Genomic DNA, 21,443 nt, shown 5'->3' with positions numbered 1-21,443 from the left:
CCCTGGACCCCCCTCGTCATGGCGGTGCTGGCCGCCCTGACGGCCGTTCTGCTGCCCCCGGCGGCGAGCACGGCGAACGCCGCGGCCGAGCGAGGCGGCTCGAACGGCGTGAGCAGACCCGTCTATTCGTACGACCGTGCCGTCCGTGAGTCCGTCTGGGTCGACACCCGGGTCGACGGTGACGGCGACGGCCGCACCGACCGCGTCGCCGTCGACATCGTCCGCCCCCGGGAGGCCGCCGAGCAGGGCCGCCGCGTCCCGGTCATCATGGACGCCAGCCCCTACTACTCCTGTTGCGGGCGGGGCAACGAGGGACAGAAGAAGACCTACGACGCGCAAGGCGCCCCCGTACAGTTCCCCCTGTACTACGACAACTACTTCGTACCGCGCGGTTACGCGGTCGTCCTCGTCGACCTTGCCGGAACGAACCGTTCCGACGGCTGCGTGGACATCGGCGGCCGCTCCGACGTCCAGTCCGCGAAGTCCGTCGTCGACTGGCTGAACGGCCGCGCCCACGGCTACCGCACCCGCACCGGCCAGGACACCGCCGAGGCGTCCTGGACCACCGGCGCCGTCGGCATGATCGGCAAGAGCTACGACGGCACCGTCGCCAACGGCGTCGCCGCCACCGGGGTCGAGGGCCTGAAGACCATCGTCCCGATCGGGGCGATCAGCTCCTGGTACGACTACTACTTCGCCAAGGGCGCCGCCCTCTACGACGGCGGCCCCGACGGCCTCGCCACCCGCGTCGAGAGCCCCGAGGCGCTCGGCCGCTGCAAGGCCGTCAAGCGCGCGCTGGCCGAAGGGGCGCCGCGCAACGGCGACCGGACGCCGCAGTGGGACGCCCGCGACTACGTCCCCGACGCCGGGAACGTCCGCGCCAGCGTGTTCGTCGTGCACGGCATGCAGGACCTCAACGTCCGCACCAAGCATTTCGGCCAGTGGTGGGACGCGCTCGCCGAGGAAGGCGTCGAGCGCAAGATCTGGCTCTCCCAGACCGGCCACGTCGACCCCTTCGACTTCCGCCGCGAGGCCTGGGTCCCCACCCTGCACCGCTGGTTCGACCACTACCTCCTCGGCTACGACAACGGCGTCGATCGCGAACCGATGGCGGACATCGAGCGCGCCCCCGACCAGTGGTCCACCGACCGCGTCTGGCCGCCCGGCGGCACCCGGACCACCGCCCTGCGCCCCGCCGAGGGCCCCGTGACCGGCGTCGGCACCCTCGGCCTCGCCCCCGCGCCGCGCGGCGCCACCGCCGCGTTCACCGACGACCCCAAGCTGAACGAGCACGACTGGGCCACCCGGATCGACGAGCCGACCCCCGGCAAGACCGGCTTCGTCACCCCGCCGCTCACCCGCGACCTGCGGCTCTCCGGCTCCTCGCGCGTCGACCTGACCGTCACCCCGTCCACCGCCTCCGCCCACCTCTCCGCCGTCCTCGTCGACCTCGGCCCCGCCACCGTCCGCGACTACGCGGCACGCGGCGAGGGCATCCTCACCCTCGACGACCGCAGCTGCTGGGGCAGCGGCACCCCGCAGGACACCGGCTGCTTCAAGCGGACCGAGGCCGACAAGGAACAGGTCGGCCACACCGTCTTCAGCCGCGGCTGGGCCGACCTCGGCCACTACGCCGACCCCGCCCCCGCACGGCCCGTCACCCCCGGCAAGCCCTACAGGATCTCCCTCGACCTCGCCGCCACCGACCACGTCGTCCCCGCCGGCCACCGGCTGGCCCTGATCGTCGCCGGCACGGACGCGGGTCTCATCGAGCCCGCCTCCACCACCCCGCGCGTCACGGTGGACCTGCGCGGCACCACCGCCCGGCTGCCCCTCGTCGGCGGCTACGCGGCCTTCGCCCGCGCCACCGCCGGTGACCACCGGGCCACGGAACGGCCCGCGCCCCCCACCGGCACACCGCGGCCCGGCATCCGGCCCCCGGCCGGCCTCGACCACCTCCCCGCCGGCACCCGCTGACCTCTTCCGCCCCTCGGTGGCCCCGCCCCGCCGGGGCGGGGCCACCCCACGGAAATCCGGTACGGAACCGTCCCCTCCAGCGGCTAGAGTCGAGGGGATATGAGCACCACTCTCGTCGCCAAGGACCTCGCCGCAGGGCACGGTGACCGCACCCTCTTCGCCGGCCTCGACCTCGTCGTCGCCCCCGGCGACGTCATCGGCCTGGTCGGCGCCAACGGCGCCGGCAAGTCCACCCTGCTGCGGCTGCTGGCCGGCCTGGACACCCCCGAGGAGGGCACGCTCCGGCTCAGCCCGCCCACGGCGAACGTCGGCCACCTGCCCCAGGAGCCCGAGCGCCGCCCCGGCGAGACGGTCCGCGCCTTCCTCGCCCGCCGCACCGGCGTCGCCGAGGCCCAGGCCGCGCTCGACGCCGCCACCCAGGCCCTCGTCGACGGCGCCCCGGGCGCGGACGACGCGTACGCCCTCGGGCTCGACCGCTGGCTCGCCCTCGGCGGCGCCGACCTGGACGAGCGCGCCGAGGAGGTCACCGCCTCCCTGGGCCTCACCGTCGACCTCGACCGGCACATGACCAGCCTCTCCGGCGGCCAGGCCGCCCGCGCCGGCCTCGCCTCCCTGCTCCTCAGCCGCTACGACGTCTTCCTGCTCGACGAGCCCACCAACGACCTCGACCTGGAGGGCCTCGCCCGCCTGGAGAGCTTCGTCACCGGCCTGCGCGCCGGCACGGTCCTGGTCAGCCACGACCGCGAGTTCCTCGCCCGCACCGTCGACAAGGTCCTCGAACTCGACCTCGCCCAGCAGCAGATCACCCTCTACGGCGGCGGCTACGACGCCTATCTGGAGGAGCGCGAGACCGCCCGCCGGCACGCCCGCGAGGAGTACGAGCAGTACGCCGACACCCGCGCCGCCCTGGAGTCCCGCGCGAACACCCAGCGGAACTGGATGGAGAAGGGCGTCCGCAACGCCCGCCGCAAGGCCACCGACAACGACAAGATCGGCCGCAAGCTGCGCGCCGAGTCGACGGAGAAGCAGGCGGCCAAGGCCCGGCAGACGGAGCGGCTCATCGAGCGCCTGGACGTCGTCGAGGAGCCCCGCAAGGAGTGGGAGCTGCGCATGGAGATCGCCGCCGCGCCGCGCTCCGGGGCGGTCGTGGCCACCCTGCGCGGCGCCGAGGTGCGCCGCGGCTCCTTCGCCTTCGGCCCCGTCGACCTCCAGATCGACTGGGCGGACCGGGTCGCCATCACCGGGGTCAACGGCTCCGGCAAGTCCACCCTGCTCGCCGCCCTGCTCGGCCGGCTGCCGCTGGACGCGGGCGCCGCGGCCCTGGGCCCCGGCGTCGTCGTCGGCGAGGTCGACCAGGCGCGCGGCCTGTTCCTCGGCACGGACACCCTGCTGGACGCCTTCGGGGCGGCCGTCCCCGAGCTGGAGCCCGCGGACGTCCGCACCCTGCTCGCCAAGTTCGGCCTGAAGGCGGCACACGTGCTGCGCCGGGCCGAGACCCTCTCCCCGGGCGAGCGCACCCGCGCGGCCCTGGCCCTCCTCCAGGCCCGGGGAGTCAACCTCCTCGTCCTGGACGAGCCCACGAACCATCTCGACCTGCCGGCGATCGAGCAGCTGGAGTCGGCCCTGGACTCGTACGACGGGACGTTGCTGCTGGTGACGCACGACCGGCGGATGCTGGACGCTGTGCGGACGACTCGCCGGATCGAGGTCGCGGCGGGGCGGGTGACGGAACGCTGACGTACGGGCCTGAGGGCGAGCTGAGAGCCCTGCGGGCGGCTTTTTCCCCTACCCGCCCCTTCCCGTGACTGGGGGCTTCGCCCCCAGGCCCCCGGCCGCGCTGACGCGCGGTGTCCTCAAGCGCCGGACGGGCTGATTTCAGCCCGTCCGGGGGCACCTCCCAGCGGTAGCTGGGGGAGTTCGAGGACCGGGGTCCGGGGCGGAGCCCCGCACGCGGCGGAGCCGCACATCGGATGCAGCGGGAAGGGGCGGGGCTGGGGAAAAAGCCCCGCGCAGCGGCTACTTCCCCTTCGGCCCGCCCAGCAGCCCCGCCCGCCGCAACGCGTCCGCCATCGCGTCGTTCGCCGGAGCCGCAGCCCCACGTGGAGCCTCCGCCCGCCGCGGCCGCGGCGTACCACCCCGCCGCTGACCCCCACGGTCCCCACGGTCCGCCCGCTCCTGCGGCCCCCCACCGGAAGGCGCCCCGTCCTCCAGCCGCAGCGTCAGCGAGATCCGCTTGCGCGGGATGTCGACGTCCATCACCTTCACCCGCACGATGTCCCCCGGCTTCACCACGTCCCGGGGGTCCTTCACGAACGTCTTCGACATCGCCGAGACGTGCACGAGCCCGTCCTGGTGCACACCCACGTCGACGAAGGCGCCGAACGCGGCGACATTGGTGACGACGCCCTCCAGGATCATCCCCGGCGTCAGGTCGCCGATCTTCTCCACGCCGTCCTTGAACGTCGCCGTCCGGAACGCCGGGCGCGGGTCGCGGCCCGGCTTCTCCAGCTCGCGGAGGATGTCGGTGACGGTCGGCAGGCCGAAGGAGTCGTCGACGAAGGTCTCCGGGCGCAGCGAGCGGAGCACGGAGGTGTTGCCGATGAGCGCCGCGACCTCGCCGCCCGTCGACTTCACCATCGCCCGCACCACGGGATACGCCTCGGGGTGGACGCTGGACGCGTCCAGCGGGTCGTCGCCGCCGCGGATGCGCAGGAAGCCGGCGCACTGCTCGTACGCCTTGGGGCCGAGCCGGGAGACGTCCTTGAGCGCGCGGCGGGACCGGAAGGGGCCGTTGGCGTCGCGGTGGGCGACGATGTTCTCGGCGAGGCCGGAGCTGATGCCCGAGACCCGCGAGAGCAGGGGCGCGGACGCGGTGTTGACGTCGACGCCCACGCCGTTGACGCAGTCCTCCACGACCGCGTCGAGGGAGCGGGAGAGCTTCACCTCGGACAGGTCGTGCTGGTACTGGCCGACGCCGATCGACTTGGGGTCGATCTTCACCAGCTCGGCGAGCGGGTCCTGGAGACGGCGCGCGATGGAGACCGCGCCGCGCAGCGAGACGTCCAGACCGGGCAGCTCCTGCGAGGCGAACGCGGAGGCGGAGTAGACCGAGGCGCCGGCCTCGGACACCATCACCTTCGTGAGCTTCAGCTCCGGATGGCGGGCGATCAGGTCCGTCGCGAGCTTGTCCGTCTCGCGGGAGGCCGTGCCGTTGCCGATCGCGATCAGCTCGACGCCGTGCTCCCGGGCCAGCCGGGCCAGGGTGGCCAGCGAGGCGTCCCACTTGTTCTGCGGGACGTGCGGGTAGATCGTCTCGGTGGCGGACACCTTGCCGGTGGCGTCGACGACGGCGACCTTCACGCCCGTACGGAACCCGGGGTCGAGGCCCATCGTGGCGCGCGTCCCGGCCGGGGCCGCGAGCAGCAGGTCCCGGAGGTTGGCGGCGAAGACCCGGACGGCCTCGTCCTCGGCGGCCTGCCGCAGCCGCAGCCGGAGGTCGATGCCGAGGTGGACGAGGATCCGGGTGCGCCAGGCCCAGCGCACGGTGTCGCCCAGCCACTTGTCCGCCGGGCGGCCGCGGTCCGCGATGCCGAAGCGGCGGGCCACCGCCAGCTCGTACGAGCTCGGGCCGGCGGCCGCGCCGTCGGCCGGGGGCTCCTCGGGCTCCAGGGTGAGGTCGAGGACCTCCTCCTTCTCGCCGCGGAGCATGGCCAGCACCCGGTGCGAGGGCAGCTCGGTGAAGGGCTCGGCGAAGTCGAAGTAGTCGGCGAACTTGGCGCCCGCCTCCTCCTTGCCCTCGCGCACCTTCGCCGCGACCCGGCCGCGCGTCCACATGCGCTCGCGCAGCTCGCCGATCAGGTCGGCGTCCTCGCCGAACCGCTCGGTGAGGACGGCGCGGGCGCCCTCCAGGGCCGCGGCCGCGTCCGCCACGCCCTTCGCCGGGTCGACGAAGGCCGCCGCGGCGGCCGCCGGCTCCACGCCGGGGTCGCGCAGCAGGCCGTCCGCGAGCGGCTCCAGACCGGCCTCGCGGGCGATCTGCGCCTTGGTGCGCCGCTTGGGCTTGAAGGGGAGGTAGATGTCCTCCAGGCGGGCCTTGGAGTCGGCGGCGAGGATCCGCGCCTCCAGCGCCTCGTCCAGCTTGCCCTGGGAGCGCACCGACTCCAGGACCGCCGTCCGCCGGTCCTCCAGCTCCCGCAGATAGCGCAGCCGCTCCTCGAGCGTGCGCAGCTGCGCGTCGTCGAGCATCTCGGTCGCTTCCTTGCGGTAGCGCGCGATGAAGGGCACGGTGGACCCGCTGTCGAGCAGGTCGACCGCCGCCTTCACCTGCCGCTCCCGCACACCGAGTTCCTCGGCGATCCTGCCTTCGATCGACGCCCCAGATGCCGTCACGATCACGCTCCGCTTTCTCTTCGAGCTGCGGTCTGCATTGTGGCAGGTGCCGCCGACAGCGCGGCCCGCCACCCGCGGGGCGCCGGGCCCGGCGGTCACCCGTCCCGGCCGGGGCGGTCCTCCTGTCGCGCCAGAGGGGTGGCGGCCCAGCCGTGTTCCAGCAGGGTGAACACGTCGTGTGTGGTGCGGGCCGGGTCCTCGCTCGCGCGGGCGAGGGCGGGGACTTCCAGGGCGAAGCGTGCCAGGCCGGTGACGGCGGGGTCCTCCGGGGCGAGTCCGGTGGCCTCGGCGAGGACGGCGGCCAGTGTCCGCTCGTGGCGTGACCACATGCGCCGGGCGTAGTCCCGCAGCGCGGGGGTGGATTCGACGAGGACGAACACGGGGTCGTCGGTCCGCACGGCGGTACGGCTGCGCACCATGTGGTCGCGCAGGGCGTGCAGCACGGGCTGACCGGGGGCCCGGTCGCGAACGGCGGCGACCAGGGCGCTCTCGATGTCCGCGTCCAGGTCGAAGACGAGGGCTTCCTTGCTGGGGAAGTGCTTGAAGAGCGTGCTCAGCGAGACGTCGGCCGCTTCCGCCACCTCACGTACCCCGACGTCGTCGAAGCCGCGCTCGGTGAACAGCCGCACCGCGGCGTCCGCCAGGGCCTGCCTGGTCAGCGCCTTCTTGCGTTCGCGGCGCCCTGTCGTTGTCTCGGCCATGCTCCCACCCTACCCCTTGAGGGGATTCGATCGTAAAGGCGATCCGATAAAAAGTCGGAGCGGTTGTACGTTTGGATCGACTGTGCTTCTGTGGACCGGACACCAGCACCGCACCCTCTTCCACCGTCGAACGGAGCGTGCCCCTCATGTCCACCACCCCTCGCATCGCGATCGCCGGCGCCGGCCTCGGCGGCCTCGTCTGCGCGCGCGTCCTCCAGCGGCACGGCGCGCCGGTCACGGTCTTCGAGCGGGACACCGGCCCCCGCTCCCGCGCGCAGGGCGGCACCCTCGACATCGACGCGGACACCGGCCAGGCCGCCCTGCGCGCGGCCGGACTGTTCGACCGATTCCTCGCCCTGTCCCGGCCCGAAGGCCAGGAGTGGCGCCTGTACGACCGCCACGCGACCCTGATACGCCACGACCGGGCCGACGAGGACGACCTGAGCAGGCCCGAGATCGACCGCGGCCGGCTGCGCACGCTCCTGCTGGACTCCCTCACCCCCGGCACGGTCCGCTGGGGCCACTCCGTAAGGGCCGTCACCCCACTGCCCCGCGGCACCGCCCGCCTGCACCACCACGACCGCACCACCGAGGAGTTCGACCTGGTCGTCGGCGCCGACGGCGCCTGGTCCCGGGTACGCCCCGCGCTCTCCGACGCCCAGCCCTCCTACGCCGGCGTCACGATGGTGGAGGCCCGCTTCGACGATGTCGACCGCCGGCACCCCGGCATCGCCCGCCTGGTCGGCCGCGGCACCATGTCGGCCAAGGCGGGCGGCCACAGCCTGGTGCTGCAACGCAACAGTGACGGGCACGTCCGCGCCTACATCACCTTCCGCGGCCCCCAGGACTGGCACGCCGGCCTCGACCTCGCGGACACCGAAGCCGTACGCGCCCGCCTCCTCGCCCGGTACCAGGGCTGGCACGAGAGCCTGCTGGACATCCTGCGCGACAACGAGGGCGGCTTCATCGACCGCCCCATGTTCGTCCTCCCCGTGCCCCACTCCTGGCAGCGCGTCCCCGGCGTCACCCTGCTCGGCGACGCCGCCCACCTGATGCCGCCCGCCGGCGTCGGCGCCAACCTCGCCCTGCTCGACGGCGCCGAACTCGCCCGGGCCGTCATCGACCACCCCACCGTCGACGAGGCCCTCGACTCCTACGAAAGCGTCATGCTGCCCCGCGCCGCCGACAATGCGAGGGCGGCCCGGCGGATGCTCGCCACCCTCCTGCCCGACACCGACTCCGACGAGGCCGTCTTCCCCGACAGCCTCTGGCCGGACGGCACCCTGCCCGACCCGCGCCCCGCTCGCACCGGCTGAGCGCCGCCACCCCGCGGAGTCGCGTCAGCCCTTGCCGACCAGGTCCGCCGGGAAGGCGCCCGCCGCGAACGCCGCCGCCGCGAAGCCACCGGCCAGCTCCGTGAGCCGGGCCACGCCCGCCGCGCCCAGGTGCTCGTACGGGGCCGCGTCCAGGCGGTCCGTCTCGTCCTCCAGATCCTTGCGCAGCCCGAGCCCCTCCTCCGTCAGCTCCCCGTCGGCGGCCAGCAACCCCCGCCCGCGCAGCCGCTCCTGTCCCGCGGTCAGCTCCTCCTCGCTCCAGCCGCGCGTGGCGAGGACCCACTTCGGGCTCATCCCGTGGCCGCTCGCCTGGTGGCTGAGGAGCGACTCCACGGGGTCGAGCCCGGCCCGCAGCAGCGCCGTCAGGTGTCCGTCGCCGCGGTGCTCGCGCAGCAGGGTGGCGGCGTGCCAGAAGGCCAGGTGCGGCGCCTCCGGCACGGGCAGACCGGCGTGGGCCGCGTACAGCGGGCGGGCGGCGGGGGAGCAGGCCTCGGCGGCGCGCAGGGCCAGCTCCGCGGCCTCGGCCATGTCCGCCGAGGTCACGGCGTCGTCGCCGAGCAGCCTGCGCAGGGTGCTGTCGACGGCGCGCAGCCGGGCCGGGAGGACCGTCTCCGGCGCGGCGGTGTCCCAGACGGCCGGGACGTGCCGGGCGACCAGCGAGGGCGCGAAGCCGTAGAACGTCGCGGTGACCGCGCCCGCGCCCACCCGGCCGAGGGCGGCCGCCCGTGACGCGAAGTAGGCGCCGCGCCGGTCCGCCACACCGATCGCGGCCATCTCCGTGAGGAGGTCGGGGGAGAAGTACACCGTGGAGTGCAGGGGGTTGAGGAAGTTGTGACAGCGACGGCCGGCCCGCGGCGGGAGAGTGGTCATGGCCGCACGCTACCGACTGGTTGGTATGGCGGGAAGGGGGGCGGCGCGATGGCAGGAAAGGTGGGGTATCCGTCATTGCGGCTGTTCCGGGGGCGCGGTCAGGATGGTCCCATGACGCCCTGTCGCACCGTGCTCATCGTCCTCTTCGAGGGCGTCCAGAGTCTCGATGTCACCGGCCCGCTCGAAGTGTTCGACACACCTCGGGTGGTGACCGGCGAGCCGGCGTACGAGGTGCGCACCGCGACGCTCGACGGCGGGCCCGTCCGTACCAGCAGCGGCCTGATGCTGACGCCCGACCTCGCGCTCACCGACGCGGAGACCCCGCACACCCTGCTCGTCCCCGGCGGCGAGGGCGTCCACGACCTGGACCCCGGCCTCTACGCGTGGCTCCGCGAGCGGGGTCCGGAGGCCGAGCGGCTGGTCTCCGTGTGCACCGGGACGTTCGTGCTCGCCGGGGCCGGGCTGCTCGACGGCCGCCGCGTCACCACCCACTGGGCCTTCTGCGAGACGCTGGCCCACCGGCACCCGGCCGTGCGCGTGGAGCCCGACCCCATATACGTACGCGACGGCAAGGTCGCCACCTCGGCGGGCGTCACGGCCGGTATCGACCTCGCGCTCGCCCTCGTCGAGGAGGACCTGGGCCGGGACCTCGCCCTCGCCGTCGCCCGCGGTCTCGTCGTCTTCCTGCGCAGACCCGGCAACCAGGCCCAGTTCAGCGCCCAGCTCGCCGCCCAGAGCGCCCACCGCAGACCGCTGCGGGACGTCCAGCAGTGGATCGCCGAGCACCCCGACGGTGACCTGTCCGTGGAGGCCCTCGCGGCCCGCGCCAACCTCTCGCCCCGGCACTTCGCCCGCGCCTTCCGCAGCGAGGTCGGCATGACGCCCGGCCGCTACGTCGACCGGATCCGCCTGGAGGCCGCGCGCCGGCTCCTGGAGGACACCACCGACGGCGTCGAGGAGGTCTCCCGCGCCTGCGGCTACGGCACGCCGGAGGCCATGCGCCGGGCCTTCGTCCGGACGCTCGGCACCGCGCCCGCGGAGTACCGGCGGCGCTTCCGGCCCCTCACGCTGCTGACGGCCTGACGCCGGCCGCACCGCCCGGGAACGGGCCCTCATGACCTTTCCGGCCTGACCTGGCCCGACCTGATCCGATCCGGCTCGATCCGATCCGACCGAAAGGGATGCCGTGCAGATCGCCATCCTGCTCTACCCGGGATTCACCGCCCTCGACGCCATAGGCCCGTTCGACACGCTCAGCCGCCTCCCCGGCGCCGAGACCGTCCTCGTCGCCGAGCACCCCGGGCCCGTGCGCAACGAGTCCGACAACCTCGCCCTCGTCGCCGAGGCCGCCCTGACCGAGGTCACCCGGCCCGACATCGTCGTCGTGCCCGGCGGGGCCGACACCAGCGGCGTGATGGCGCCCGGCGCGGTCCAGGAGTGGCTGCGCGCGGTCGACGCGACGTCGACGTGGACGACGTCGGTGTGCACCGGCTCCCTGGTCCTCGGCGCCGCCGGGCTGCTCAAGGGCCGCCGCGCCACCTCGCACTGGCTGGCCCTGGAGACGCTGGCCTCCTTCGGGGCCGAGCCGACGGGGGAGCGGGTGGTCACGGACGGCAAGTACGTCACCTCCGCCGGTGTCTCCTCCGGCATCGACATGGGGCTGACGCTCCTGGGCCGCATCGCGGGCGACCGCGCCGCCCAGAGCGTGCAGCTGCTCATCGAGTACGACCCGCAGCCGCCGTACGACGCAGGCTCGCCGGAGAAGGCCCCGGCCGACATCGTCGCCGAATGGCGCGCCACGGTGTGATCCCCGGCCCGCGGTGGTCCGGTACGGGGGTCCGGACCACCGCGCCCATGGCGCCTCCCGGGACATAAAATGGACATGTCTCCCGGGAGGCGTCATGGCATTCCTACAGCTGATCGACTGCACGACCCGTAGATACGACGACATGGACCGGCTCATGGACCGGTGGCTGGAGCTGACCGAGGGCAGGCGCACCGCCACCCACTCGGTCGTCGGCCGGGACCGCGCCCGGAGCGACCACTACGTGGAGATCGTAGAGTTCCCGTCCTACGAGGACGCGATGAGGAACTCCGGCCTGCCGGAGACCAACCGCGTCTTCGAGGAGATGGTCGCCCTCTGCGACGGCATGCCGACCTTCACCGATCTCGACGTGGTCCGGGACGAGCAGCTCAACAAGACGACGGTCCGCCGGTTCTTCGAGGACATAGCCGTCGGCGGCGACCTCGCCCTCGTCGACGAGCTGTTCACCACCGATTACCGCGACCACGACATCGCGAAGACGCAGGACACCACCGTCGGTTCCGACGTCGTCAAGCAGGACGTCGCCGGCTGGCGGGCGGCGTTCGACTTCGGCTTCACCCTCCACGACCAGACGGCCGAGGGCGACCGGGTCGCCACGCGCTGGACGTGGCGCGGCACCCACCACGGCGACTTCATGGGCCTCGCGCCCACGGGGCGGGTGGGCGAGATGGAGGGCGTGACCGTCTTCTCGTTCCGCGACGGGAGGATCTGCGAGGGGTGGTGGACGTACGACCTGCTGAGCCTGCTGCGCGCGCTGGACGTCGTGCAGCTCTGAGCGGAACCCCGGGGCGGGCCGGCCGGCCCGCCCCGCCGCGCGGCCTCAGCCCACCGTCCACCCGAAGCGCGGAGCCCGCCGCTCCAGGAACGCCGAGACCCCCTCCGCCGCCTCCCCGCTGCCCCGCCCCTGCGCCTCCCAGTGCGCCAGCCGGTCCGTCCCCGCCAGGGGCGCCGCCGCGAACTCCTTCGCCGCCACCTGCGTGAGCTGGGACCGCGAGGCGAGCACCGCCGCGAACTCCGCCACCCTCTTGTCGAGCGCCTCCGCCGGCCACACCTCGTCCACCAGGCCCGTGCGCAGCGCCCGCCCGGTGTCGATCAATTCGGCCGAGAACAGCAGGTATTTGGCCGTCGCCGGGCCGACCAGCTCGACCAGCCGCCGGGTGGACGAGGCCGCGTAGACGATCCCCAGCTTGGCCGGGGTGATCCCGAAGGACGCCCCCTCGGCGGCGAAGCGCAGGTCGCACGCCGCCGCGAGCTGGCAGCCGCCGCCCACGCAGTAGCCGCGCACGGCGGCGACCGTCGGCTTGGGGAAGGCGGCGAGGGCCTCCTCGGCGGCGACCGCCAGGTCGCGGGAGGCGTCGGGGCCGTCGGTGAGCGTGGAGATGTCCGCGCCCGCGCAGAAGGTGTCGCCCTCGCCGGTCAGCACCAGCACCCGGACCGCCGGGTCGGCCGCGCAGCGCTCCAGGAGCGGGGGCAGGGCCCGCCACATGGCCGTGGTCATGGCGTTCCGCTTGGCGGGGTTGGCGATGCGGACGGTGGCGGTGGCGTCGGTGACGTCGAGATGCAGTGCGGGCTCCATGGCCGGATGCTATCCGGGAAGGGTGGGGGCGATCCGTCCTGATGATCAAGCGGGGGGCGCTACGAGGAGGCGCTCATGTCCAAGGGCACGCGGCGGGCGCGGGACCCGGGCAGCCGCAGGCTCCACCGGGGCTTCGGGGTGCTGGCGCTGCTGGGTGGCGTGCTGGTCCTCGCGGGGCTGGTGGGCCTGGTCTACGTGGGTTTCGCGACCCTCACCACGATGATCCTCTTCGGCTGGCTGCTGCTGATCGGCGGGCTCGTCGGCCTGCTGCACGCGGTCCAGTCGAGGGAGAGCAGCTTCTTCTGGCTCGGCGTGGTGGTCGCCGCGCTGAACATGGCCGCCGGCGTGGTGGTGATCCGGCGGCCGGAGGTGGCCGCCGAGGCGCTGACGATGTTCGCGGCCCTGCTCTTCCTCACCGGCGGTGTCTTCCGGCTGGTGGGCAGCATGGTGGTGCGCGGGCCGCAGTTCGGCTGGACGCTGCTCCAGGGTGCGTTCGGGCTGCTGCTGGGCATCCTGGTGCTGGGTGACTGGCCGCACAGCAGCCTCTACGTCATCGGCACGTTCATCTCGCTCGCCCTGCTCTTCGACGGGCTCGGTCTGATCGCGCTGGGGGTCGGCGGGCGGCGCGTCGTCAACCTGGTGACGGAATCAAATGTTCCGGATCGTTCAGCGAGCAACGACCAGGGTGGCCAGGAACAGTCGCGTGAGTGACCGTGGCATACGCACGCGATCAAATCCCGTCGATAGAAGCTGACTTCTGTTCAGCCTGCCGGTGCGGACCCTCAGGTTCCCAACACTCAAGGGTGCGGTCGACCAGGGTGAGGGGTTGGTATCGGACATGGAAATCCTCGGGAGCGTCCCGCCCGAACCGGGACAGGCCCCGCCCCGCAGACCGATCGAGTTCGACGGCGCCTGGCGGTTCACGGCTCCCGCGCTGGACTCCTCCGTGCCCCGGGCCCGGCACGCGGTCCGCGACCTGCTCCGGCACCAGCGGGTGGCGCTGGGCGAGGACCTGCTCCAGGGGCTGCTGCTGATCGTCTCCGAGCTCGTCACCAACGCCGTGCGGCACGCGGCGCTGCTCTCCCCGGAGGTGTCCGTGGAGGTCTCCCTCGGCCCGGACTGGGTGCGGGTGGCCGTCGAGGACGACCACCCCTACCGGCCCAAGCCCCTGGAGGCCGGCGAGGACCAGATCGGCGGCCGGGGGCTGCTGCTGGTCAAGGCCATCTCGGACGAGGCCGGCGGCCTGTGCGACGTGGAGCACACCGCGAGCGGCGGCAAGGTGGTGTGGGCCGCCCTGCCGCTCGGCGCTCCGGCTACCAGCCCGCCGCGTCCCCGGTGATCTCACGCACCACGGGCCGCGCGGTGTCCAGGACGTCCATGAACCACGCCGAGAAGGTGAACTTCTCCCGCAGCGCGTCCAGCTCGGCCGGGGTCACGAAGGCCGTCTCCTCGACCTCCTCCGGGTCCGGGCGCAGCGCGCCGCCCACGGTCCCGACGAAGAGGTGGTTGTACTCCTGCTCGACCAGGCCGGACGCGGGGTCCGGGTGGTTGTACCGCACCGTGCCGGCCTCGCGCATCAGCGTGGGCGCGACACCGAGCTCCTCACCCGTCCGGCGGGCGGCGGCGACGAAGGGCGGCTCGTCCGGGTAGGGGTGGCCGCAGCAGGTGTTCGACCACACACCGGGGGAGTGGTACTTCCCCAGCGCCCGGCGCTGGAGCAGCAGCCGCCCCGCGTCGTCGAAGAGGAAGACCGAGAAGGCCCGGTGCAGCTTGCCCGGCGCGATGTGGGCGGACAGCTTCTCGGCGGTGCCGATGGTTCTGCCGGTCTCGTCGACCAGTTCCAGCATGATCGGTTCGGCTGTGCCGGCGGGGGTGGGAACCGCTGCGTCGTCGGTGGAGAGGCCCTTGGCGGGTGTGCTCGGCATTGACCATCCTCGTTGTCGGTCGTCGACCCTCAAGTCTGCCGTACCGCGGCCCGGCGTCAATGACAGAGTCTGGCCTCGTGCTCCGCGTGGCCACCGGGCTCCAGCTGGAAGGTGCAGTGCTCCACGTCGAAGTGCTCGCCGAGGCAGCCTTGCAGGTCGTGCAGCATTTTCTCGTGGCCGACCGAGTCCAGCGCCGCGTGGTCGACGACCACGTGCGCCGACAGGACGGGCATCCCGGATGTGATCGTCCACACATGCAGGTCGTGCAGGTCCTCCACGCCGGGCAGCGCCATGATGTGTGACCGGATCTCGTCTATGTCGACGTTCCTCGGGGCCGCCTCCAGCAGGACGTCCAGCGCCTCCCGGAACAGCTTGACCGTCCGCGGGACGATCATCAGGCCGATCAGCAGCGAGGCGACCGGGTCCGCCTGTGTCCAGCCCGTCGCCATGATCACCAGCGCCGAGACCACCACGGCCAGCGAGCCCAGCGCGTCCGAGAGGACCTCCAGGAACGCCCCGCGCACATTGAGGCTCTCCTTCTGCCCCCGCATCAGCAGGCCCAGGGAGATCAGATTGGCGACCACACCCACCAGACCGAAGACCACGGTCATGCCGCCCGGCACCTCGGTGGGGTTCGCCAGCCGCTCGATCGCCTCGACGAGGATGAAGCCGCCCACACCGAGCAGCAGCAGACAGTTCAGCAGCGCCGCCAGGATCTCGGCGCGGGCGTAGCCGTACGTCCGGCGACCGCCGGCCGGGCGGTTGGCGAAGTGGATCGCCACCAGCGCCATGCCCACCCCGACCGCGTCCGTCGCCATGTGCCCGGCGTCGGCGAGCAGCGCCAGCGAACCCGTCAGCGCGCTGCCGACGATCTCCGCGGCGAGCACCGTGAGGGTGATCCCCAGCGCGATCCGCAGCCGGCCCCGGTAGGCCGCGGCCGCCGTGCCGCCGGCGCCCGGCGGGGGGCCTCCGTGCGAATGGCCGTGGTCGTGCCCTGCGCCCATGAATGCCGCCTCCCGAACCGGTGAGCCCCGGCCGGCGGGTGCCGGCCGAGGCTTCAGTGAACTACGGGTGGGGGGTATGGGGCAACGCGGCACTGAACACCGTTGTCATCTGCTCTGACCTGCGACGATGCCCCGACGCGCTGATCTGTGGTTATGCCGGGACCCGAGCCCCGGGGTGGTGGTGGCACCAGCCTTCCCAGGCCGAACTCACCATGCCCCGCACGTCGTGCGCCGGGCTCCAGCCGAGCTCCCGGGCGATCAGTTCGTTCGACGCGACGACACGCGCCGGATCACCCGGACGGCGTGGCTCGACGACGGGCGCGGGGCTGTGGTGCCCGGTGACCTCCGCGATCAGGTCCGCCATCTCGCGGACGGACACCCCGTGCCCGGTGCCGACGTTCAGCGTGAGGTCCCCCGAGCCCGGCCGCTCGGCCAGCCGCCGCGCCGCCGCCAGGTGGGCCGTGGCCAGGTCCTCGATGTGGATGTAGTCACGGACGCAGGTGCCGTCGGGGGTGGCGTAGTCGTCGCCGAAGATGCGCGGGCTCTCGCCCCGGCCGAGCCGGTCGAACATCATCGGGATGATGTTGTAGACCCCGGTGTCGGCCAGCTCGGGCGTGGCCGCCCCCGCCACGTTGAAGTAGCGCAGGCAGGCGGTGGACATGCCGTACGCCGAGCCGGTGGCCCGGACCAGCCACTCGCCGGCCAGCTTGGTCTCCCCGTACGGGTTCATCGGCAGGCACGGCGTCTTCTCCGTGACGAGGTCCACGTCCGGCATGCCGTAGACCGCCGCGGAGGAGGAGAAGACGAAGCTCCCGACGTTCGCCGCGACCGCCGCCTCCAGCAGCACCGTCAGCCCGTGCATGTTCTCCCGGTAGTAGAGCAGCGGCTTCTCCACCGACTCCCCGACCTGCTTCTTCGCCGCGAGATGCACCACACCCGTGACACCCAGCCGGGCGAACGCCGAGTCCAGCACCTCACGGTCCAGGACCGAGCCCCGCACCAGCTCGCACTCGCCGGGCAGCCGCCCGGCCACGCCGGTGGACAGATCGTCCAGCACGGCGACCCGCTCCCCCGCCGCCACCATCGCCCGCGCCACGTGCGCCCCGATGTACCCGGCCCCGCCTGTGATCAGCCATGTCATAACGGCACCCTAATCCAGCCAAGGTAAGGGCCCCGTCGGCTTCACTTCTCTTCACTTCCCTTCACTCCAGTGCGCCCGGAACCTCCTGGGCGTCCCATGCGTCCTGTCAGTGGCGGGAAGGCGGGGTGCACGTGCGGTGAACGGCACCTTCCGGTGATCCGATAGCCTCTGCCGACGTGCCGCCCGCACCCGGGTCCGGGCACGACTGCCGCCCGCCGCGTCCCGCGGCCCCGAGGCGGCCATGTCAGCCGCAAGGAGTGAGTTCGTCTGTCGACCGCCATCCTCACAGGCCCGCCGCCCGTCGGCTCCTCCCTTGAGGAGGACCTGCGGTCCCTCGGCTTCGACGTCCGCGTGGCGACGGACGTCACCGGGGCGCTGGCCGCCGTCCCGGCCACCGAGCGGGTCGCTCTGGTGGATCCCGGCTTCGTCGGGCACGTCCACGCCCTGCGGCTGGCCCTGACCGACCCCCGCTTCCCGGCCGCCGCCGTCGAGGGCGCGCTCACCGCGCAGCCGGACGCCCGCGCGTCCCTGACGCGCGCGCTCGGCACCGTGACGACCGGCCGCCCGGCACGGGCCACCGGACCGGACGCGGCTCCGGACAACGACTCCGAAGAGCCCGGCCACCACCCGTCCGGGCCGCACGGGCCCGCCGCGGAGCTCCCCGGCGCCGTCGCCGCCCGGCTGGAGGCCGACGGCGTCGCCGTGCACCGGCCCGAGCTCGGCGTGCTCGTCGCGGCCGTGCCGCACGGGGACGAGGCGCGCGCGAAGACCCTCGCCGAGGTCGGCGCCGTCGACGACGAGGCCGTACGCCTGCGCAACGCCGTGAAGTCCCGCGACGGCTTCTTCACCACCTTCTGCATCAGCCCGTACTCCCGCTACCTCGCCCGCTGGTGCGCCCGCCGCGGCCTCACCCCCAATCAGGTGACGACCGCCTCGCTGCTCACGGCGCTGATCGCGGCCGGCTGCGCGGCCACCGGCACCCGGGGCGGCTTCGTCGCCGCCGGCGCGCTGCTCCTCTTCTCCTTCGTCCTCGACTGCACCGACGGCCAGCTCGCCCGCTACTCCCTCCAGTACTCCACGCTGGGAGCCTGGCTCGACGCCACGTTCGACCGCGCCAAGGAGTACGCCTTCTACGCGGGCCTGGCCCTGGGCGCCTCCCGGGGCGGCGGCCACGACGACGTATGGGCGCTCGCGCTCGGCGCGATGGTCCTCATGACCTGCCGGCACGTCGTCGACTTCGCTTTCAACGAGGCGAACCACGACGCCACGGCCAACACCAGCCCGACGGCCGCGCTCTCCGGCCGGCTCGACAGCGTCGGCTGGACCGTATGGGTCCGCCGCATGATCGTGCTGCCCATCGGCGAGCGCTGGGCGCTGATCGCGGTCCTCACGGCGCTCACCACACCCCGCGTGGTCTTCGTCGTCCTGCTGATCGGCTGCGCCTTCGCCGCCTGCTACACCACCGCCGGCCGCGTCCTGCGCTCGCTGACCCGCAAGGCCCGGCGCACCGACCGGGCCGCCCAGGCCCTGGCCGACCTCGCCGACTCCGGCCCGATCGCCGAGGCCGCGGGCCGGACGCTCGGCGCCACCGTGCCCGGCCGCGCCTACGGCCCCCCCTTCTGGGCCGTGCTGGCGACGGCCTGCCTGCTGATCGGACCGCTTCTCACCGGCAACGGCGGCAGCTGGCGGGCCGTGCTCCAGGCCGTGGTGTACGCGCTCTTCGCGGGCGTCGCCGTCGCCCAGCCCCTCAAGGGACCGCTGGACTGGCTGGTCCCCCCGGTCTTCCGGGCCGCCGAGTACGGGCTCGTCCTCACCCTCGCCGCGCAGTCGGACGCCCCCGGCGCCCTGCCCGCTGCTTTCGGCCTGGTGGCCGCGGTCGCCTACCATCACTACGACACGGTGTACCGCATCCGCGGTGGCACCGGCGCGCCCCCGCACCGGCTGGTGCGGGCGATCGGCGGGCACGAGGGACGCGTCCTGGCGGTCTCGATCGCCGCCGCCCTGTGGCACGGCCAAGGTTTCACCATCGCGCTGACGGTCCTCGCGGCCGCCCTCGCGATCACGGTGCTCATCGAGAGCATCCGTTTCTGGGTGTCCTCCGGGGCGCCCGCTGTACACGACGAATCAGGAGAACCCGCATGATCGGCCTCGTGCTGGCTGCCGGCGCCGGACGGCGTCTGCGTCCCTACACCGACACTCTGCCCAAGGCCCTGGTGCCGGTGGACGGTGACACCACCATCCTCGACCTCACCCTGGCCAACTTCGCCGAGATCGGTCTGACCGAGGTCGCGATCATCGTGGGCTACCGCAAGGAGGCCGTGTACGCCCGCAAGGAGGCCCTGGAGGCCAAGTACGGCCTGAGCCTCACCCTGATCGACAACGACAAGGCCGAGGAGTGGAACAACGCCTACTCCCTGTGGTGCGGCCGCGACGCCCTCAAGGACGGCGTGATCCTCGCCAACGGTGACACCGTGCACCCGGTCTCCGTCGAGCGCACCCTCCTCGCCGCCCGCGGCAAGGGTCAGAAGATCATCCTCGCCCTCGACACGGTGAAGCAGCTCGCCGACGAGGAGATGAAGGTCGTCGTCGACCCCGAGAAGGGCGTCCAGAAGATCACCAAGCTGATGGACCCGGCCGAGGCCACCGGTGAGTACATCGGTGTCACCCTGATCGAGGGCGAGGCCGCCGCCGAGCTGGCGGACGCCCTCAAGGTCACCTTCGAGCGCGACCCCGACCTCTACTACGAGGACGGCTACCAGGAGCTCGTCAACCGCGGCTTCAAGGTCGACGTGGCGCCCATCGGCGACGTCAAGTGGGTCGAGATCGACAACCACGACGACCTCGCCAAGGGCCGGGGGATCGCGTGCCAGTACTGACGAGGCTCATCCCCTCGCCGGTCGTCGTCGACATCCGGGCCGGAGCGCTGGACGATCTGGCGAAGATCCTCGCCGATCAGCGGATCTCCAGCTCCGGCAAGCTGGCCATCGCCATCAGCGGCGGCTCCGGGGCGGTGCTGCGCGAGCGGCTCGCCCCGGCGCTGCCCGGCGCCTCCTGGTACGAGGTCGGCGGCGGCACCCTCGACGACGCCATCAAGCTCGGCGACGCCATGAAGAAGGGGCACTACGACGCGGTCGTGGGCCTCGGCGGCGGCAAGATCATCGACTGTGCGAAGTACGCCGCCGCACGGGTCGGGCTGCCGCTGGTGGCCGTCGCGACGAACCTGTCGCACGACGGCCTCTGCTCGCCCGTCGCCACGCTCGACAACGACGCGGGCCGCGGCTCGTACGGGGTGCCCAACCCCATCGCCGTCGTCATCGACCTCGACGTCATCCGTGAGGCACCGGTCCGCTTCGTGCGCTCCGGCATCGGTGACGCGATCTCCAACATCTCCTCCGTCGCCGACTGGGAGCTCTCCCACCGCGAGACGGGCGAGGCGATCGACGGCCTGGCCGCCGCGATGGCCCGCCAGGCCGGCGAGGCCGTGCTCCGCCACCCCGGCGGCGTCGGCGACGACGGCTTCCTCCAGGTGCTCGCCGAGGGCCTCGTGCTCACCGGCATCTCCATGTCGGTGGCCGGCGACAGCCGCCCCGCCTCCGGCGCGTGCCACGAGATCAACCACGCCTTCGACCTGCTCTACCCCAAGCGGGCCGCCAGCCACGGCGAGCAGTGTGGCCTCGGCGCCGCCTTCGCCATGCACCTCCGCGGGGCCCGCGAGGAGTCCGCGCTGATGGTCGAGGTGCTGCGGCGCCACGGCCTGCCGGTGCTGCCGCAGGAGATCGGCTTCAGTGCCGAGGAGTTCGTCAGGGCCGTCGAGTACGCCCCGCGGACCCGCCCCGGGCGCTACACGATCCTGGAGCACCTCGACCTCTCCACCGACCAGATCAGGGACGCTTACGCCGACTATGCCAAAACCGTCACTAGCTGAACTCCGTCCGGTCGTCCACCCCGGCGGCCTCAAGGACCGGCGCAGCGGTGAGCACTGGGCCGGGCGCATCTACATGCGGGAGATCTCGCTGCGCTGCACCCGGGTCCTGGTGGACACCAGGCTCTCGCCCAACGGGTACACCGGGCTGATGATCCTCGCCGGGATCGCGGCCGGCGCGGCACTCCTGGTGCCCGGCCTGACCGGGGCGATCCTGGGCGCGCTGCTCATCCAGCTGTACCTGCTCCTGGACTGTGTCGACGGCGAGCTCGCGCGCTGGCGCAAGGTCACCTCGATCACCGGCGTCTACCTCGACCGGGTGGGCCACTACCTCTCCGAGGCCGCCCTTCTGGTGGGCTTCGGCATCCGCGCCGCGGACGTCTTCCACAAGGACGGCGCGAGCACGCAGTGGCAGTGGGCGCTCCTGGGCACCGTGGCCGCGCTCGGCGCGATCCTGATCAAGGCCGAGACGGACCTGGTGGACGTGGCCCGGGCCCGCAGCGGGCTGCCGGCGGCGGAGGACTCCGCGGCCACCCCCCGCTCCTCGGGCATGGCCCTGGCCCGCAAGGCCGCGGCGGCGCTGAAGTTCCACCGCCTGGTCGGCGGCGTCGAGGCGTCCCTGGTGATCCTGGTCGCGGGCATCGCGGACTTCTTCCACCACGACCTGCTGTTCACCCGGATCGCGGTTGTGCTGCTCGCCGCCATCGCGGTATTGCAGACAGTGCTCCACCTCGTGTCCATCCTCGCTTCCAGCAGGCTGAAATGAGTGCCTCCTCCGC

The 21,443-nt window shown here is 73.1% G+C and carries 19 protein-coding genes; 12 read left to right on the top strand and 7 right to left on the bottom strand.

Annotated elements, in window-relative coordinates:
* Window positions 1–18 precede the first annotated feature (18 nt).
* Window positions 19–1,977, top strand: a complete 1,959-nt coding sequence (locus SMD11_RS05455; protein WP_087925343.1) for a Xaa-Pro dipeptidyl-peptidase — start codon at window positions 19–21, stop codon at window positions 1,975–1,977.
* Window positions 1,978–2,076: 99 nt separating this feature from the next.
* Window positions 2,077–3,714 carry an ABC-F family ATP-binding cassette domain-containing protein gene (locus SMD11_RS05450; protein ID WP_087925342.1) on the top strand — a complete coding sequence of 546 codons (1,638 nt, stop codon included), beginning with the start codon at window positions 2,077–2,079 and terminating at the stop codon, window positions 3,712–3,714.
* 279 nt (window positions 3,715–3,993) lie between these two features.
* Here SMD11_RS05450 and SMD11_RS05445 read toward each other — a convergent pair whose 3' ends face one another.
* Both SMD11_RS05445 and SMD11_RS05440 read right to left on the bottom strand, forming a co-directional pair.
* Entirely contained in the window at window positions 3,994–6,366 is a 2,373-nt protein-coding gene (locus SMD11_RS05445) for a Tex family protein (protein ID WP_087930301.1), read from the bottom strand.
* 95 nt (window positions 6,367–6,461) lie between these two features.
* Window positions 6,462–7,067 (bottom strand): TetR/AcrR family transcriptional regulator, encoded by a 606-nt coding sequence (locus tag SMD11_RS05440; RefSeq protein WP_087925341.1) that lies wholly within the window; start codon window positions 7,065–7,067, stop codon window positions 6,462–6,464.
* Window positions 7,068–7,213: 146 nt separating this feature from the next.
* Here SMD11_RS05440 and SMD11_RS05435 point away from each other — a divergent pair, with 146 nt between their 5' ends.
* The gene (locus SMD11_RS05435) at window positions 7,214–8,383 is read left to right on the top strand and encodes an FAD-dependent oxidoreductase (RefSeq protein WP_087925340.1); all 1,170 of its coding nucleotides are present in this window, start codon (window positions 7,214–7,216) and stop codon (window positions 8,381–8,383) included.
* A gap of 24 nt (window positions 8,384–8,407) precedes the next feature.
* Here SMD11_RS05435 and SMD11_RS05430 read toward each other — a convergent pair whose 3' ends face one another.
* Window positions 8,408–9,271, bottom strand: coding sequence for an SCO6745 family protein (locus tag SMD11_RS05430; protein WP_087925339.1), 864 nt, complete (start codon window positions 9,269–9,271; stop codon window positions 8,408–8,410).
* Window positions 9,272–9,382: 111 nt separating this feature from the next.
* On the opposite strand from SMD11_RS05430, the gene SMD11_RS05425 reads away from it, so the two are divergent.
* From SMD11_RS05425 to SMD11_RS05415, 3 genes are all read left to right on the top strand, one after another.
* Window positions 9,383–10,354 (top strand): GlxA family transcriptional regulator, encoded by a 972-nt coding sequence (locus SMD11_RS05425; protein WP_087925338.1) that lies wholly within the window; start codon window positions 9,383–9,385, stop codon window positions 10,352–10,354.
* A gap of 103 nt (window positions 10,355–10,457) precedes the next feature.
* Window positions 10,458–11,078, top strand: a complete 621-nt coding sequence (locus SMD11_RS05420; protein WP_087925337.1) for a DJ-1/PfpI family protein — start codon at window positions 10,458–10,460, stop codon at window positions 11,076–11,078.
* Window positions 11,079–11,172: 94 nt separating this feature from the next.
* Window positions 11,173–11,871 carry an ester cyclase gene (locus tag SMD11_RS05415; protein ID WP_087925336.1) on the top strand — a complete coding sequence of 233 codons (699 nt, stop codon included), beginning with the start codon at window positions 11,173–11,175 and terminating at the stop codon, window positions 11,869–11,871.
* 45 nt (window positions 11,872–11,916) lie between these two features.
* Here the strand turns inward: SMD11_RS05415 and SMD11_RS05410 are convergent, their stop codons facing one another.
* Window positions 11,917–12,672, bottom strand: coding sequence for an enoyl-CoA hydratase/isomerase family protein (locus tag SMD11_RS05410; RefSeq protein WP_087925335.1), 756 nt, complete (start codon window positions 12,670–12,672; stop codon window positions 11,917–11,919).
* 75 nt (window positions 12,673–12,747) lie between these two features.
* Here SMD11_RS05410 and SMD11_RS05405 point away from each other — a divergent pair, with 75 nt between their 5' ends.
* Together SMD11_RS05405 and SMD11_RS05400 are read left to right on the top strand one after the other, a co-directional pair.
* Window positions 12,748–13,383, top strand: coding sequence for an HdeD family acid-resistance protein (locus SMD11_RS05405; protein ID WP_087925334.1), 636 nt, complete (start codon window positions 12,748–12,750; stop codon window positions 13,381–13,383).
* A gap of 127 nt (window positions 13,384–13,510) precedes the next feature.
* The gene (locus SMD11_RS05400) at window positions 13,511–14,011 is read left to right on the top strand and encodes an ATP-binding protein (RefSeq protein ID WP_087925333.1); all 501 of its coding nucleotides are present in this window, start codon (window positions 13,511–13,513) and stop codon (window positions 14,009–14,011) included.
* Here the strand turns inward: SMD11_RS05400 and idi are convergent.
* The 3 genes from idi to galE all read right to left on the bottom strand — a co-directional run bounded on the left by idi (window position 13,986) and on the right by galE (window position 16,742).
* Window positions 13,986–14,597 (bottom strand): isopentenyl-diphosphate Delta-isomerase, encoded by a 612-nt coding sequence (gene idi, locus SMD11_RS05395; RefSeq protein WP_087925332.1) that lies wholly within the window; start codon window positions 14,595–14,597, stop codon window positions 13,986–13,988. The genes SMD11_RS05400 and idi overlap by 26 nt on opposite strands.
* Window positions 14,598–14,653: 56 nt before the next feature.
* The gene (locus SMD11_RS05390) at window positions 14,654–15,601 is read right to left on the bottom strand and encodes a cation diffusion facilitator family transporter (protein WP_087925331.1); all 948 of its coding nucleotides are present in this window, start codon (window positions 15,599–15,601) and stop codon (window positions 14,654–14,656) included.
* 151 nt (window positions 15,602–15,752) lie between these two features.
* Window positions 15,753–16,742 (bottom strand): UDP-glucose 4-epimerase GalE, encoded by a 990-nt coding sequence (galE, locus tag SMD11_RS05385; RefSeq protein WP_087925330.1) that lies wholly within the window; start codon window positions 16,740–16,742, stop codon window positions 15,753–15,755.
* A 267-nt stretch (window positions 16,743–17,009) separates the two neighbouring features.
* Here galE and SMD11_RS05380 point away from each other — a divergent pair, with 267 nt between their 5' ends.
* Genes SMD11_RS05380 through SMD11_RS05365 form a run of 4 tightly spaced genes read left to right on the top strand, consistent with a single transcriptional unit; the run spans window position 17,010 to window position 21,430 of the window.
* The gene (locus tag SMD11_RS05380) at window positions 17,010–18,884 is read left to right on the top strand and encodes a DUF5941 domain-containing protein (protein WP_087925329.1); all 1,875 of its coding nucleotides are present in this window, start codon (window positions 17,010–17,012) and stop codon (window positions 18,882–18,884) included.
* Window positions 18,881–19,618, top strand: coding sequence for a sugar phosphate nucleotidyltransferase (locus tag SMD11_RS05375; protein WP_087925328.1), 738 nt, complete (start codon window positions 18,881–18,883; stop codon window positions 19,616–19,618). The genes SMD11_RS05380 and SMD11_RS05375 overlap by 4 nt, the downstream gene beginning before the upstream one ends.
* The gene (locus SMD11_RS05370) at window positions 19,606–20,667 is read left to right on the top strand and encodes an iron-containing alcohol dehydrogenase family protein (RefSeq protein ID WP_087925327.1); all 1,062 of its coding nucleotides are present in this window, start codon (window positions 19,606–19,608) and stop codon (window positions 20,665–20,667) included. Before SMD11_RS05375 ends, SMD11_RS05370 begins: the two co-directional genes overlap by 13 nt.
* Window positions 20,645–21,430, top strand: coding sequence for a CDP-alcohol phosphatidyltransferase family protein (locus SMD11_RS05365; protein WP_087925326.1), 786 nt, complete (start codon window positions 20,645–20,647; stop codon window positions 21,428–21,430). Before SMD11_RS05370 ends, SMD11_RS05365 begins: the two co-directional genes overlap by 23 nt.
* Window positions 21,431–21,443 lie beyond the last annotated feature (13 nt).

Origin of the sequence: Streptomyces albireticuli, assembly GCF_002192455.1 — a bacterium.
GTDB classification, from domain to species: Bacteria; Actinomycetota; Actinomycetes; order Streptomycetales; family Streptomycetaceae; genus Streptomyces; species Streptomyces albireticuli_B.
This window is presented reverse-complemented; position numbering and strand designations above follow the sequence as displayed.